Origin of the sequence: Prauserella salsuginis, assembly GCF_024648885.1 — a bacterium.
GTDB classification, from domain to species: Bacteria; Actinomycetota; Actinomycetes; order Mycobacteriales; family Pseudonocardiaceae; genus Prauserella; species Prauserella salsuginis.
Genome location: NZ_JANBBF010000008.1, coordinates 61,393 through 76,124, shown reverse-complemented (window position 1 = coordinate 76,124; position 14,732 = coordinate 61,393). Strand labels below are relative to the sequence as shown.

The 14,732-nt window shown below is 70.2% G+C and carries 13 protein-coding genes; 4 read left to right on the top strand and 9 right to left on the bottom strand.

Annotated features, from left to right (window positions below; genetic code table 11):
- Positions 1-2: 2 nt before the first annotated feature.
- From LY40_RS01810 to LY40_RS01790, 5 genes are all read right to left on the bottom strand, one after another.
- A complete protein-coding gene (locus LY40_RS01810) occupies positions 3-1,640 on the bottom strand; it encodes a dipeptide ABC transporter ATP-binding protein (RefSeq protein ID WP_258935733.1) in 1,638 nt (545 codons plus the stop codon).
- Positions 1,637-2,518 (bottom strand): ABC transporter permease, encoded by an 882-nt coding sequence (locus tag LY40_RS01805; RefSeq protein ID WP_258935732.1) that lies wholly within the window; start codon positions 2,516-2,518, stop codon positions 1,637-1,639. Before LY40_RS01805 ends, LY40_RS01810 begins: the two co-directional genes overlap by 4 nt.
- Positions 2,515-3,534 carry an ABC transporter permease gene (locus tag LY40_RS01800; RefSeq protein WP_258935731.1) on the bottom strand — a complete coding sequence of 340 codons (1,020 nt, stop codon included), beginning with the start codon at positions 3,532-3,534 and terminating at the stop codon, positions 2,515-2,517. The genes LY40_RS01805 and LY40_RS01800 overlap by 4 nt, the downstream gene beginning before the upstream one ends.
- 10 nt (positions 3,535-3,544) lie before the next feature.
- Positions 3,545-5,362 (bottom strand): ABC transporter substrate-binding protein, encoded by a 1,818-nt coding sequence (locus tag LY40_RS01795; protein ID WP_258935730.1) that lies wholly within the window; start codon positions 5,360-5,362, stop codon positions 3,545-3,547.
- A gap of 171 nt (positions 5,363-5,533) precedes the next feature.
- Positions 5,534-5,953, bottom strand: coding sequence for a hypothetical protein (locus LY40_RS01790; protein WP_258935729.1), 420 nt, complete (start codon positions 5,951-5,953; stop codon positions 5,534-5,536).
- 49 nt (positions 5,954-6,002) lie between these two features.
- Between LY40_RS01790 and LY40_RS01785 the strand changes: the two genes are divergently transcribed.
- A complete protein-coding gene (locus tag LY40_RS01785; RefSeq protein ID WP_183787517.1) occupies positions 6,003-6,878 on the top strand; it encodes a M55 family metallopeptidase in 876 nt (291 codons plus the stop codon).
- 48 nt (positions 6,879-6,926) lie between these two features.
- Here LY40_RS01785 and LY40_RS01780 read toward each other — a convergent pair whose 3' ends face one another.
- A complete protein-coding gene (locus LY40_RS01780; RefSeq protein ID WP_221213703.1) occupies positions 6,927-7,412 on the bottom strand; it encodes a DUF6069 family protein in 486 nt (161 codons plus the stop codon).
- A 240-nt stretch (positions 7,413-7,652) separates the two neighbouring features.
- Between LY40_RS01780 and LY40_RS01775 the strand changes: the two genes are divergently transcribed.
- The 3 genes from LY40_RS01775 to LY40_RS01765 all read left to right on the top strand — a co-directional run bounded on the left by LY40_RS01775 (position 7,653) and on the right by LY40_RS01765 (position 11,724).
- A complete protein-coding gene (locus tag LY40_RS01775) occupies positions 7,653-9,773 on the top strand; it encodes an FUSC family protein (RefSeq protein WP_183787516.1) in 2,121 nt (706 codons plus the stop codon).
- A 42-nt stretch (positions 9,774-9,815) separates the two neighbouring features.
- Positions 9,816-10,805 (top strand): malate dehydrogenase, encoded by a 990-nt coding sequence (locus LY40_RS01770; RefSeq protein ID WP_183787515.1) that lies wholly within the window; start codon positions 9,816-9,818, stop codon positions 10,803-10,805.
- 256 nt (positions 10,806-11,061) lie between these two features.
- Positions 11,062-11,724: a hypothetical protein gene (locus LY40_RS01765; RefSeq protein WP_183787514.1), complete on the top strand. Its 663-nt coding sequence runs from the start codon at positions 11,062-11,064 to the stop codon at positions 11,722-11,724.
- Between the two features lie 209 nt (positions 11,725-11,933).
- Here the strand turns inward: LY40_RS01765 and LY40_RS01760 are convergent, their stop codons facing one another.
- The 3 genes from LY40_RS01760 to LY40_RS01750 are packed head-to-tail and all read right to left on the bottom strand — an operon-like array spanning position 11,934 to position 14,693.
- Positions 11,934-12,989 carry a hypothetical protein gene (locus tag LY40_RS01760; RefSeq protein WP_258935728.1) on the bottom strand — a complete coding sequence of 352 codons (1,056 nt, stop codon included), beginning with the start codon at positions 12,987-12,989 and terminating at the stop codon, positions 11,934-11,936.
- Positions 12,986-14,326, bottom strand: a complete 1,341-nt coding sequence (locus tag LY40_RS01755) for a hypothetical protein (RefSeq protein ID WP_258935727.1) — start codon at positions 14,324-14,326, stop codon at positions 12,986-12,988. Before LY40_RS01755 ends, LY40_RS01760 begins: the two co-directional genes overlap by 4 nt.
- A complete protein-coding gene (locus tag LY40_RS01750; RefSeq protein WP_183787511.1) occupies positions 14,319-14,693 on the bottom strand; it encodes a hypothetical protein in 375 nt (124 codons plus the stop codon). The genes LY40_RS01755 and LY40_RS01750 overlap by 8 nt, the downstream gene beginning before the upstream one ends.
- Positions 14,694-14,732: the final 39 nt, after the last annotated feature.

Below are 14,732 nucleotides of genomic sequence, written 5' to 3'. Positions count from 1 at the left end.
TGTCAACCGGTGTAGCGGGCATCGTCCGGACCGGGTGACGGCAGCGCCGCGAGCAGCGCCTTGGTGTACTCGTGGTTCGGTTCGAGCAGCACCTGGTCCACCGGCCCGACCTCGACGAGCTCACCCCGGTACATCACCGCGACGCGGTCGGCGATGTTCCACGCGAGGCCGAGGTCGTGGGTGATCACGAGCCCGGCGAGGCCGAGCTGCCTGCGCAGCCGCAACAGCAGCCCGAGGATCTCCCCGCGCACCGAGGCGTCCAGCGACGCGACCGGTTCGTCGGCCACCAGCACGCTCGGGTTCAGGGCCAGCGCCCCGGCGATCACCACACGCTGGCGTTGGCCGCCGGAGAGTTCGTGTGGCAACCGTGTCAGATACTGCGCGGCCGGCCTGAGCTCCGCCGCCTCGAGCGCGGCCACGACCAGGTCGTGCTCGTCGCCGCCCAGCCGGTGGATGCGAGGGCCTTCGGCCACGGACTCGTACACCGTGTGCCGCGGGTTGAGCGCGCTGCTCGGGTCCTGCAGGACCAGCTGGACGTGACGCCGGTAGTCCCGTAACCCGGACGAGGAGGTCGGCACGGGTCTGCCGTCGTAGTGCACCTCGCCCGACGTCGGCCGCTGCAGGCCGAGCAGTGTCCTGGCGAGGGTGGTCTTGCCCGATCCGGACTGCCCGACGAGCGCGACGATCTCGTCGCGCCGCACGTCGAGGTCGACACCGTCCACCGCGGCCACGGTGGTCCCGGTGCGGTCGCGGAAGTGCACCCGCAGCTCGCGCGCCGACAACAGCACCGGCTGCTGCGGGTCCCGCTCCCCTTCCTGCGGCAGCGGCTCCGACGTGGCGGGTGCGTACCGCGACGCCGGGTCGCCGACCTCGGGGAACGCGGCGGCGAGGGCCTGTGTGTGCTCGTGGCGCGGCGCGGTGATGACGTCCTTCGCGTCCCCGGTCTCCACGATCCGCCCCTGGTACATGACCGCGATCCGGCTGCAGGTCGCGGCGAGCACCGACAGGTCGTGGGTGATGAACACGAGGCCGATACCGCGCTCGGCGACCAGCCTGCCGAGCAGGTCGAGCACCTGCGCCTGCACGATCACGTCGAGGGCGGTCGTCGGCTCGTCGGCGATGACGAGCCTCGGGTCGCACGCCAACGCCATGGCGATCATCACGCGCTGCTTCTGCCCACCGGACAGCTCGTGCGGATACGCCCGTGCTTTCGCCGCGGGCAGGTCCACCTGTTCGAGCAGTTCCCGTACGCGTGCGTCGATCTCGGTCTCGCTGGCCCCGGTGTGCAGCCGGAGCGGTTCGGCGATCTGCCTGCCGATCCGCTGTACCGGGTTGAGCGCGTGCATCGCACCCTGGAACACCACCGAGGCCTCCGACCAGCGTGCGGCCCGCAGCCTGCCCCAGCGCATCGCGCCGACGTCCTCGCCGTCGAGCAGTACCCGGCCGGTCACGGTCGCCGACTTCGGCAGCAGTCGCAGCACGCTCGCGACGACGGTGGACTTGCCGGACCCCGACTCGCCGGCGATGCCGAGGGTCTCGCCCGGTTGCAGGGTGAGGTCGACGCCGCGCACGGCTTCGAGGTCACCCTCGCCGGTCCGGTACGTGACCCCGAGGTCCTGCAGTTCGAGTAGTGAGGTCACCGGTCCCCCTTCAGCCGCGGGTCGAGCACGGTCTCCAGCGCGCGCCCCACGAGCGTGAACGACAGCACGACCAGCACGATCGCGACGCCGGGCGGCAACAGGTACCACCAGGCACCCGCCGTCACCGCGCCCGACTGGTTCGCGCGGTCGAGCATCGAGCCCCACGAGATCTCCGGTCCGGACATGCCCAGGAACGCCAGCGTCGACTCGGCGATGATCGATCCGCCGACGACGAGTGTCGTGTTCGCGAACACCAGCGGCAGCACCGACGGCAACACGTGTTTGCCGACGATGTGGCCGTGCCCGCCACCGAGGGCCCTCGACCGTTCGATGTACGGCCGGCTCTCCACCGCCAGCGTCTGCGCCCGCACCAGCCGCGCCGTGGTCGGCCAGGACGTGATGCCGATCGCCATGATCACGGTCCACATCGACTTGGGCAGCACGGCCATCAGCACCGCCGCCAGCACCAGCGCCGGCAGCACGAGGAAGAAGTCGGTGATGCGCATCAGCACCGCCGAGACCCACCCGCCGAAGTGCGCCGACACCACGCCGACGAGCGTGCCCACGACCACCGACAACAGCGTGGCCGCGAACCCGACCAGCAGCGACACCCGCGCGCCCCACAACGTCAGCAGCAGCACCGACCGGCCGGATTCGTCCGTGCCCAGCCAGTACTCACCGCTCGGCGGTTCCAGCGACCCGCCCGTGGCCCTGACGACGTCCAGGCCGTCCTGGTCGATCAGCAACGGAGCCAGCAGCGAGAACGCCACGAGCAATGCGATGAACGCGGCCCCGAACAGTCCACCTCGGTTCGTCCGGAACCGCTGCCACACCTGCGCCGCGGCTGCGCGCCTGCGTGCCCACACCGGCGCGCTCATGAGGCACGCACCCTCGGGTCGACGACGCGGTACAGCAGGTCCGCGATCAGGTTCATCACGATCACCGAACCGGCCAGAATCACGAACACCCCTTGCAGCACGGGCAGATCGGGCCCGCGCAGAGACTCATAGGTGAGCAGGCCGAGACCCGGCCAGGAGAACACGGCCTCGACGGTCACCGTGCCGGACACGACCATGCCGAACTGCAGGAAGATCAGGGTCATCGTCGGCAGCAGCGCATTGGGCACCGCGTGCCGCCTGCGCACCAGGTCGTCGCGGAGCCCCTTGGCCCGGGCCGTGCGCAGATAGTCGGCGCCCATCTCCTCGAGCAGGGACGAACGCATGACCAGCATGTACTGGGCGTAGATCACCAGCAGCAACGTCAGGCACGGCAGCGTCAGATGCCACCCGACGTCGAGTGCCTGCATGACGAAACCGTCCGGCTGGTCGACCGAGGTCATGCCTCGGCTGGGGAACACGCCCTGCGTGGCGATGAGCAGCAACAGACCGAGCCAGAACTGCGGCATCGACCACAACGCGAGCGCGATGCCGGTCTGTGTGCGGTCGAACAGCCCGCCCCTGCGCCACGCCGCGCGGACGCCGAGCCAGAGCCCCAGCAACACCGCCAGCGCCGTCGCGGTACCGACCAGCAGCAATGTGGGCCAGACCCGCTCGGCGATCATGTCGCCCACGGGACGCCGGTACAGGTAGGACGTGCCGAAGTCGCCCTGCAACAGGCCGCCCACGTAGTCGAGGAACTGCTGCCAGACGGGCTGGTCCAGTCCCAGTCGTTCGCGCAGGTGAGCGAGCTGCTCCGGGCCCGTCGGACGTTCCCGCGTCATCGTGGCGAGCGGGTCGCCGGGGATCATCCGGAACAGGAAGAACCCCAGCGCCACGACGAATACGAGGCTCACCAGCGCGCCGCCGACCTTTCCGGCGACGTATCGCACCGTGGAGGTGCCGCTGCGTCGTTCGTCGGGGTCGGCGGCGTGCTGGTCGGTCGGACTCGTGGTCACCGGGTGCTACCTACTCCCTGTCGTCCACGGAACCCTTGCGGCGCGCCAGCATCGTGCCGCCGCCGGCGAGCACGATCAGCGCGACCGCGCCGATGGCCACCCACGCGCCGGTCGGCATGCCGCCCGACTGGCCGCCGTCGACCGGTCGAGCTCCGGCGAAGCCCCAGTACCCGGTCTGTTCCATGATGACGCCCTCGCCCTTCGGCTGGCGCGGGAAACCGTCCCACCGGTCCGAGCGGTACGCCTCGAGCGCCTGCTCGTAGCCGATGATCACGCTCGGCGCCGCCTTGTAGTACAGCTCCTGTGCCTGTTTGACGATCTCGGCGCGCTTGTCGGTGTCCATCTCGGCGAGCTGCTGGCGGTAGAGCTTGTCGTAGGCCGGGTCGCAGTAGAACGCGCTGCTCGTGCTGTTGCCCTCAGAGGTGGGCAGTGCGTCGCAGGTCTGCTTCGCGAGGATGTAGTCCGGATCGGGGTTCGTCCCCCAGCCGGACAGCGCCAGGTCGTAGTTGGCCGCTGTGGTCTGCTCGTCGACCTGGTTGTCGGACACCAGGTTCTTCGTGACGCGGATGCCGACGTCGCCGAGCCAGCCCGCGATGAAGTCGGCGGCGCGGACGTCGAAGTCCTCACTGGACCGCCCGGTCAGCCGTAACTCGAGGGGCCGGCCGTTCTCGTCCCGGCGGACGCCGTCGGGCCCCTTCTCGTAGCCCGCCTCGTCCAGCATCCGGTTCGCGCGGTCGGGGTCGTACGTGTACCTGTCCTCTTCGGACGGCTCGTAGTGGAACGTCTCGTAGATCGCGGGCACGAGACCGCCGGGCAGCTGGCCGTATCCGCCGAGTACGCGGTCGACGAGGGTCTTCGGATCGATTGCGTAGGCGATCGCCTGCCGCACCTGCTGCTTCCGCAGCGCGGGGTGGCCGTCGCCGATGCTCTCGCCGTCCTGGTTCTCCGCACCCGGGTTGATCATGAGCTCGCTGAACCGGCGCCCGTTGGCGGAGTTGGTGGCGACGCCGTCGCTGCCTTCGAGCGTCTCGAACTGTGCCGGTGTGAGGCGGTTGACGAAGTCGACCTCGCCGCTCTGCAGCGCCGACACCGCGGCGTCGGCGTTCTCGTACTGGATGAACTGCAGTTCGTCGACCGCGACATCACTGCGCCAGAAACGGTCGTTGGCCTCGAGCTTGACGAACCGGTTCGGCTGGTAGTCGCTGATCACGAACGGGCCGCTGCCCACGCCGACGTACTCGAGCGTGTCGGTCTTCGGGGCGGAGAAGTCCGCCACGTCCGACCAGATGTGCTCGGGCACGATCGGGATGTCGAGGGCGGTCATGCTGGCCTGCGGCTCGGAGGTCCGGACCTGGACGGTGTCCTCGTCCGGCGTGGTGACCTTCTCGAAGTTCTCGACGTAGCTGCCGTTGGCCTCGGCGGCCACCGGGTCGTTCATGATCTTCTCGAAGGTGAACTTCACGTCCTCGGACGTGACGTCCTCACCGTCGGACCACTTCACGTCCGGGTTGATCGTGTAGGTCCACGTCAGGCCGTCCTCCGACGACTCCCACTCCGAGGCCACGCCCGGGGACGGTGTGGCGTCCTCGGCCGACGGTGGCGTCATGAACTCCCAGGTCATCCGGCCGATCATCGTGCTGGAGGCGAAGCTGGCGGTGAACGGATTCAGGTGGTCGATCTCCTGCACCAGTGCGACACGGAGCACCGACTTCTCGCCGTCGCCGGTCTCCTGTGCGCCGGCTGCGGGAGTGAACGGCCCCGCTACGAGCAGGGGCGTCAACAGGGCGGCGGATACGGCTCTGCCGCGCCGGGATCGAGCGAATCGCACGGTTGCACCTCGTTGTCGACTGAGCGGATGACCCGAAGCGCAAAAAGTAACCACCCCCGCGAACGTGCTGTCAACGTTTTGCACACGGGTTGCCCACCGGAAACAGACGGAAGTAGGAAAGCCGCGCGGAAGCCGGTCCCGTGCCGAGGCGGTGCGCTGGTGGGCCGTCCGTCAGTGCGGAGCGAGGCCACGCTGGATGAGCGCTTCCTCCAGTTCGAGCCGCGCGATGTCGCGGTCGATGCCGGTCGCATCGTCGAGCCGGTCGGTCGGGATGTCGGCGATCGCGCAGGCTTCGGCCAGCACCGCGTCGTAGTGGGCGCAGGCTTCGTCCCGGTGGAAACGGGACGCATCGGCATCGAGGGTCACCAGGGCGTAGTGAGCGCGGCGCAGGTCGGCGGCCACGACTTCGACGGCGCGGTGTCGCGGGATCGGCCCTCCACCGGCCTGGTGCCGGAGGGCGGCACGGCGCGCGGCGCCCGGCAGCAACACGATGAGCAGCACCACGATCGTCGGTGCCACGAAGATCGCAGCGTGCACGAGGACGCCGGTGGCCATACCCCAGGATACGACGATTCCGGTCGAATCCGACACCGTCGGCGGCATGATCCTTTAGCGCGCCTAGGCGTCGTAGCCTGTGCCCATGACACAGCCTGCACCCGGCAGCGAGCCCGGTCGCCCCACCTCGGGGCCGAGAATCCTGATCTCCGCCGACATGGAAGGCGTCACCGGCGTCACCTGGACCGACGACGTCGTGCCGGGGACCGAGCAGTGGCAGCGGTTCCGCAAGCTGTTCACCGGTGACGTGAACGCGGCGGTCGCGGGCCTGTGCGCGGGTGGAGCAGACGGCGCCCTCGTCAACGAGGCGCACCTGTCGCAGCGAAACCTGCTCCTGGAGGAGCTCGACACCCGGGCGCGGCTGCTGACCGGCAGGCACAAGCCGCTGTCCATGATGGAAGGTGTCGATTCCGGTGTGGACGGTGCGGTGCTGCTCGGGTATCACGCGGGCTCCGGGTGCGAGGGCGTGCTGTCCCACACCTACCTGCCCGCGCACATCACCGGCGTGTGGCTCGACGACGCACCCGCCAGCGAAGGCAGGCTCAACACCGCGCTGGCCGCCGAGTACGGAGTGCCGGTCCTCGTCGTCACCGGCGACGACCGGGCGTGCGCCGACGCGGCCGAGTACGCCCCGGATGCCGAACACGTCGTCGTCAAGGAGTGCGTGAGCCGGTACGCGGCGGTGTGCGACCCGCCGTCGGTCACGGCGAGTCGGATCGCCGAGGCGGCCGAGCGGTCGATGACCCGCGCGAGCCGGGTGGCGCCGGTCGTCGCCCCGCACCGGATCGAGATCGAGTTCGATGCAAGCCATCTCGCGCAGGCCGCCGCGGTCGTGCCGACGGTGGCCGAAACCGGCCTGCGGCGGATCGCGTTCGAGGCCGCGACGATGACCGAGGCGATGAAGGCGTTCAAGGTCGTCACCGCGATCGCCGACAGCGCGGTGCAGGGCAAGTACGGCTGAGCCGGCCCCACCCCGCACCCCGCGAGCCGGATCGTGCGGGGCGCACCCTCAGTCGTCGAGGGCCTTGGTCGCCATGCCGGTGACCAGCGAGCCGATCGCGATGCCCATGACGACATACACCAGGGCGCTGGCGACCTGTACTTCGATCTCGACCGCGATCGTGAACGGCCACACCGCGAACACGACCGTCACCAGGCCGACGATCCAGCCGAGGAACGCCATCGGCCGGGGCGCGACCAGCAACAGCAGGTGTGCCAGCGCGGTGGCCAACAGCGAACCGACGACGCCGAAACCGGCCAGCCAGACGGCGCCGATGTAGTCGACGGCCCCTTCGGCGTTCGCCGGGGCGATCACGGGGATGTCGAACACGCCGGTGACGACCAGGGTGGCGACCACCCCGACCAGCGCGGCGACGAGCGCGGTCGCGGCGCCGCCCGCCCACAGCGTGCCTGCGTTGACACGCGGCTTCGCCGAGTCCGCGTGGCGGTAGTCGCCGTGGGACTCGTACCCGTCGGATCCGTAATAGCTGCTCACCATGCCTGACGGTAAACGCGGTGCAGCGTGTCCGCGACTCGACGCGGTACTCGATCGGGGGCGGTACTCCATCAGGGGATGTGGCTCGCGGTCTGCGGCGGTGTGTCCGGACGCGCTTCCCCGGCGGTCTACGGTGTGGTGCGTGGCTCATACCGGTTCCCGCTGTACGCCTCGCTGCACGCTGAGCGCCGACGGGTGCGGAGGCGGTGTCCTCCGTCCAGCGTCACCGGGACCGTGCGGATGATCGGCACCGTCATGGAGACCGCGGTCGACCGGCTGCGCGCGTCGGATCCCGGATGGAGCCGTAGCCGCCGCGCCCTGTCGGCGATACTCGGCATCGGGATCGCGGTGTCGGTCCTCGTTCCGATCGGCCTGCCGCTGCCGGTGGTACTGGTCGGTTCCGTGAGTGCGCTGATGGCGGCGTTCACGATCAGCGATCCGGAGCCTGCGGGGCAGGCGGTGTCGCTCGGCCTCGTGTTCGTGGTCGGCGCCGCCGCGCTGACGGCCGCGAGTCTCGGCCAGGCCGTGCCGCCCCTCGACGGCATCGTGTTCGTGCTGCTGATCTTCGTGGCGGTCTACGCACAGCGGTTCGGTGTGCGCGGCATCGCACTCGGTTCGGCACCGTTCTTCCTGTTCTTCTTCGCGATGTTCCTGCAGACGCAGGTCCACCAGGTGCCTGTACTGCTGCTGGCGCTCGCCACGGGGCTGGGCGCGAACGCGATCGTGCGCTTCGTGCTGCTGCCGCGCAGGGCGGGCCGCGAGCTGCTCGCGATACGCCGTTCGTTCCGCACCAGGCTCAGTGCCAGCGTGACAGCCGCCGCGAACCACCTCGCAGCCGGCGGCACACAGCGCACCGGCAAACAACTCCGCCGCGCGGGCGACCGGTTGCACGAGGCGGTCCTGCTGATCGAGGACACCATCGCCGACGTCTTCGACGACCCGAAAGCCGCCGCACTGCTGCGGAGACGGGCACTGGAGGTCGAACTGGCCGCGCAGTGGCTCGCGATCACCACGCGCAGGGTGTGCGCCGAGAACCTCGACGAGGCGGTGCGCGACGACCTCGTGACGCGGCTGCAGCGCTTCCGCTCCCTCATCGAGCGCGATCCGCGGGAACTCCCGGTCATCGCCGACACCCGGGAGTTCAGCGAACTGCTCGTCAGTGGCAGCAGGCTGGGTGATCGCACCGAACCCGGCGACGACGTGCGCCGGGCGATCGCCGAACTCGCGCTCGCCGACCTCAACGCGCAGCGGATCGCCGAGAACGACTTCTCGGCCGAGGCGGAACCACCCGAGGGTGAGGAGGCCGAACGCACTCGGGTGTTCGCCTACGACAACAAGACGCGCAGTGCGATCCAGGCCGTGCTGGGCGGCGGCCTCGCGGTCGTCGGCGGCGAACTCGTGTCACACCAGCGGTGGTACTGGGCGGTGCTGACCGTGTTCGTCGTCTTCCTCGGCACCTCGAGTGCGGGCGCGACCCTGATCAAGAGCGCTCGCCGGATCGTGGGCACGATCGTCGGGATCTTCGCGGGCGCCCTGTGCGCCCTCGTCGTGGCCGAGAACGTGCCCGCCACGATCGTGCTGATCCTCGTGTGCGTGTTCGGCATGGTGTTCTTCGCGCGCGCCTCGCAGGTCGCGATGACGTTCTTCATCACGACGATGCTCGGATTGCTCTACAGCCTGCTCGGCACGTTCAGCATCGACGTGCTCGGCGTGCGACTCGCCGAGACGGCCGTCGGCGCGGCCTCCGGGGTACTGGCCGCCGTCGTGATCGTGCCGGTCCGTACCCGTGCGGTGATGCTCGACGACGTCGCGACCGCGCTCGAAGACCTGCGGGAGTACGTGACGCAGGCCAGAGCGCTGCTGTCCGGGGTGGACAACGTGAATGTCATCGAGCTGTCGCGCACGCTGGACCGCGACGTCGAACAGGTCCGCGCCGTCGTCGAGCCGCTGACCCACCCGATCAGTCTGCGCGCGGCGCGGCGCGACTACGGCTGGTACGTGCTCGACACCCTCGACGCCGTCGCGTTCCGGGCACGGCACATCGCCGCGCGGGCCCGGCCGGGGCTGCTGGCGCTCGATGACCGGCTCGACACCGTCACCACGAGGATCACCCACAACATCGACGTGCTGCTGGACACCATCCGCTCCTCCCCCGGCATCCAGGGCCACATCGAACCGCCCCCCGGCGACGACGGGATCCGTCCCGACGACGAACCGGCACCGCGGGTCGTGCTGGCGAGTTTCGCGAAGCTCGACGAGGCCGTCGGCGCGCTAGGCAAAGCGTTCGGCGTCACACCTCGGCCCGGCTCAATCGGTACAGGTGAGGCGACGCACCCGCCCGGATCCGGCACCGCCGGATAGCATCCCGAGTACAAGCACTGAACCCATCAGCAGGAGAACGTTATGACCCAGGCCCCTGTCAACGTCACCGTCACCGGCGCGGCCGGCCAGATCGGTTACGCGCTGCTGTTCCGCATCGCGTCCGGTCAGCTGCTCGGCCAGGACACGCCGGTCAAGCTGCGGTTGCTGGAGATTCCGCAGGCGGTGAAGGCGGCCGAGGGCACCGCGCTGGAGCTCGAGGACTGTGCATTCCCGCTGCTGGCCGGTGTCGACATCTTCGACGACGCCAAGAAGGCCTTCGAAGGCGCCAATGTCGGCCTGCTCGTCGGCGCCCGTCCCCGCGCCAAGGGCATGGAGCGCGGCGACCTGCTGGAGGCCAACGGCGGCATCTTCAAGCCGCAGGGTGAGGCCATCAACGCCGGCGCGGCCGACGACGTGAAGGTCCTCGTCGTGGGCAACCCGGCCAACACGAACGCGCTGATCGCCCAGGCGCACGCCCCCGACGTGCCCAAGGAGCGCTTCACCGCCATGACGCGGCTGGACCACAACCGCGCCGCGGCTCAGCTGGCCACGAAGCTCGGTGTCGGCGTCGCCGACATCAAGAAGCTCACGATCTGGGGCAACCACTCTGCCACGCAGTACCCGGACATCTTCCACGCCGAGGTCGACGGCAAGAACGCCGCCGAGGCCGTCGGCGACCAGAAGTGGCTCGAGGACGAGTTCATCCCGCGCGTGGCCAAGCGCGGCGCGGAGATCATCGAGGCCCGTGGTGCCTCGTCCGCTGCGTCGGCGGCCAACGCCGCCATTGACCACGTCTACGACTGGGTCAACGGGACGGCCGAGGGCGACTGGGTCTCGATGGGGATTCCGTCGGACGGCTCCTACGGCGTGCCGGAGGGCATCATCTCCTCCTTCCCGGTCACCACGAAGAACGGCAAGTACGAGATCGTCCAGGGCCTGGAGATCGACGAGTTCTCCCGCGGCAAGATCGACGCCTCGGTCCAGGAGCTCACGGACGAGCGCGACACCGTGAAGCAGCTCGGCCTGATCTGATCACGTCTCCCGCACACAGGGGCCGCCGGAACCGCTCGTCGTTCCGGCGGCCCCTGTTGCTGCGCGGGCCTTCTCACGTACCCGGTCGTGGCCGGTCGGTCGTGCGGGTCGATGACCGACTCGTGTCGAACCCGGTGACTACTCAACGTGCCGGCGGTCACGTTTCGAAATGCACGGAACGCCAGCTCTGCCCGATACGTCAATACTCCACATGCTGTCACGTCGACAGCGCCGACAACGCAGAGTGAGGTATACCGTGCGCAAGGGACGTATTGCCGCCGCGGCAGCACTGACCACGATGGGTCTGGCCCTTTCGGCCTGCGGTGGCGAGGGGGACGCCGACGCAGGCCAGCAGCAGAACCAGGAACAGAACTCCGCTCCGGCCAGCAGTTCCGCACCGGCCGAGTCCTCCGAGCCGGCCGACGGTGGCGACGTCAGCGCGCTCCCGGTCGACGACGAGGTCACCGCGCCCGGAACGACACTCGAGGTGGGTGAGCGCGCCGTCGTTCCGTTCGAGTACACCGGCGACAAGAAGGGCACGGTCGCCATCACCGTGACCGACATCAAGAAGGGTTCGCACGACGACCTTCCCAAGAAGAGCGACGGCTCGTCGGCCGACGAGCGCATCACGCCGTACTACATCGAGTTCACGGTCGAGAACGTCGGTGGCGACGAGCTGAAGTACTCCCGGGTCGACCTCGACGGGCGGCTCGCCGGCGGCGACTCCACGGGAGCAGTCCTCACCGTGATGGGTGGTGTGGACCAGTGTGAGAGCGAATCGGCACCGTCCGAGTTCGACGAACAGGGCGCTTCGTACGAGAGCTGCACCATCCAGGGCTCGGCGCGGGGCGATGTGACCGAGGTCCACTTCACCGAGTCCCCCGACTACGAGGAGAACCCGGTCGTCTGGACCAAGTGATCCGGACCTCTCCCCCGTCCCGGACCGCCGTGTGTCGGGAGGCACCCGTCGGCGCCGCTGCTCCTCCGCGCCCTGTCGCCGCACGCCGCGGCATGCGGCGACAGGGCTGAGGCGACAGGGCTGAGGGGACGGCGCCGGAACGGCTTCCGTGGTCCCGGCGTCGGTTCGGCGCCGGGACCACGGCGTATCCGCCGCAAGGTCGCGGCTGCTCAACCCGCCGGTGTGGCGTCCGGTTCGAGCAGCCGCCGCGCCTGCCGCGAGATCTCCGCGTACTGCCCCGTGGTCTCGGCGGTCTCGATCCGCCTGGCTAGGTCGAGGTATCCCTCGGCGAGCCGGAGCACGTAGGCCGCATCGGGTGCCGCCTCCTCCGACAGGAGCCGCTCGGCCTGCTCGCGTTCGAGTGCGAGGACACGATCCGCCAGCGCGTGGACGTCGGCACGGGCCGAGACACGCGCGGACCTACGGTCGCGGCGGCGCTCCCGCACCGATGTTCCGCTCGCGATGATCCCGTACCGCAGGAGCAGGAACAGCGCCGCGGCCGCGACGACACCGCCGACCACGTAGGCACTGATCCGCAGAGTCCGGAACGGCCCCGCGAGATCCCGGTCCCCCGGCGGCGGGTCGAGCCGTTCGATACCCGTCTCGTACGCCGGTACCAGCCCGTCGATGAGGGGAAGTCTGTCCGTGCGGTCCGCACGGGGGGCGCCGGCGCCTCCAGCGGAGGCGAGCACACCTTCGGCCCACGACACGGGCTCGTCCTCGGATCCGTGCGCCGGGAACTCGGGGCCGGCGCACGCGGTCTCGAACCCGGGACGCGGATGCAGCACAACCACCATCGTGTCCGGATACTCCCCGGCGATCGCCTCACACGTGGCCTCCATCGGCCCGTCGTACTCGGCCAGGTCGCCGAGAGCGCCGGGGCGCCGTTGCACCTCGGCGATCGCGTCGCGGAAGTACGGCGCCTCCGCCTGCAACGTGTCCTTGCCCGCGAAGCCGGCGACGAGGATCGGCCGGTCGCCGATGAGTTCACGGGCCGCGGACACGTCGAGCTGCCACTCGGCCCTGTCGCCGGACTCGACGTAGACGCTGCGTTCCCGTAATCCGTCGATCGCCCGGTCGGCCTCCGGGATCGACGTCGTCGACGAGGGCTCGTCGGGCGCTGCGAGCAGCGGGATCAGTACGCCGGCGATCGAGAACAACGCGCCGCCGACCAGCAGGATCCCGATCAGCCACCGCAGGCCCCGGCTCCGGGCCTCTCCGGTCATCGCACGTCCTCCAGCATCCGGCGGGCCTCACCGGCCACGTCGAGCGCGACGGCCAGCTCCGCGTCGGTGGTCGCCTGCTCGGCGAGGCCGACCGCCGTGGCATACCGCTCCGCCGCGGCTGCGCGGCCGGGGCCGGGGCCGTCGCGACCGTCGGCCACCGTGATGGCCGCGGCGACACGCGCCAGTTCCGCCGTCAATTCCGCACTCGCGAGCCGGAAGGCCCTCGCCTCGGATTCCTGGCGGCGGCGACGCCGCCACCACCACGCGCCCGCCGAGACGCTCGCGATGACGACGCCCGTCGCTGCGAACGCCCACGGGCCCACCACGCCACCGGTCTCGTCCGCGCTCGGCGGTTTCACCGGCACTCCTCGGGGATCGAGCGTGCCGCGGCGGATCTGACCGATCCGCTCGTAGAAGTCACCGACCGCCGACGCGGGCCGGCCCAGCCACAGCAGGTCGTCGTTCCGGTTGTCCCTGGCGTACTGCAGCGCCGTGTCGACGGCGTCGCGGTCACCGGGCCCGGCCGCGTCGACCCACAGGCCACGGACGACGACCACGGTGTCTTCGGGGAACCGCCGCGACAAGGCCGGTAGCGGGTCGTCCACGGCCTGTCCCGGCCTGGCCGGAGGAAGGTAGGCGATGCGGAAGCGGCCGAACTCCTCTGCGTCGTACGGCGGCCGTTCGATGTCGCCGTGGCCGATGCCGTCGGTGCTCATGCCGTCGGCGATCCGGTCGCGCTCCAGGTCGGTCGCGAGCCGGTCGACGGTGGCGCGCGGGGCCGGTTCACGCGCCGGCGGCGGCGCAGGATCGGCAGGGTCGGCGCGGCGCGCCATGCGGAGGACATCGACCAACGGCGCGGTGACGTCGTAGGTCGTCATGACCCTGCGGGCGTGCCTGCGATTCACGGCGTTCGACCAGTCGCCTTCGGGACCGTCGCCGTAGTACCGGCCGCCGGCGAACTCGAACCAATCGGTACCCACCTGCAGTCCGCCGACGGTGATCAGTTCGTCCTGCTCGCCGAGGTGGTCGTCGAGCGCGTTCCTGATGGAGATCCCGGATCGGCCGATCGGGGCGACCACGATGTACACCGCTCCTGCGACCTCGGCGTCGGCACTCCGGCGCTGCTGCCGGATGGTCGCGTCGTCGAACCGGGCCTGCGCGCCCGGCATCACGTGCACCGGATCCTGCTGGAGGCCGCGCCAGATCGCCTCTCCGTCCGGTTCCGGACGCTCCTGCGCTTTCCCCGCGGTCGCAGCTGTCCCAGGCACACCGGTCCCGGACACGCCGAGTCCGAGGACACACCCCAGTACGGCGAGCGTCGCAGCAGCCCTACGCACCGGTGTCGTCCACGGCACCGCTGTACGGAAGTGGCGTGCCCAGCAGGCGGCACGCACGAACGATGTGGTCCATACCGGCGGCGGCGACCTCGTCGGCGACCCGGCACTCCTCGGCCGTAGTCGCCTCGGCGAGCAGTGCGCCCGTGGTGTGCCACCGCTCCCGCGCCCGCGCGAGACTGTCCGCCGCGGCGGCGTTGTCACCGGGCGCGAGGGTCTCCAGGCAGAAGCCGAGCCGGTTGTGGGCGGCGCGCGCGGTGGCCGTCGCCGCGGCCAGTTCACGCCGGTGTTCGCTGCGGCGACGAGCGGGCAGCGCGGCACCGGCTACGACGGCGCCGACACCGATGGCCAGGGGAATGATCGGGAGCACGAACCCGAAGCCTAGCGAGCGCGGATGGGACCCGCGTTC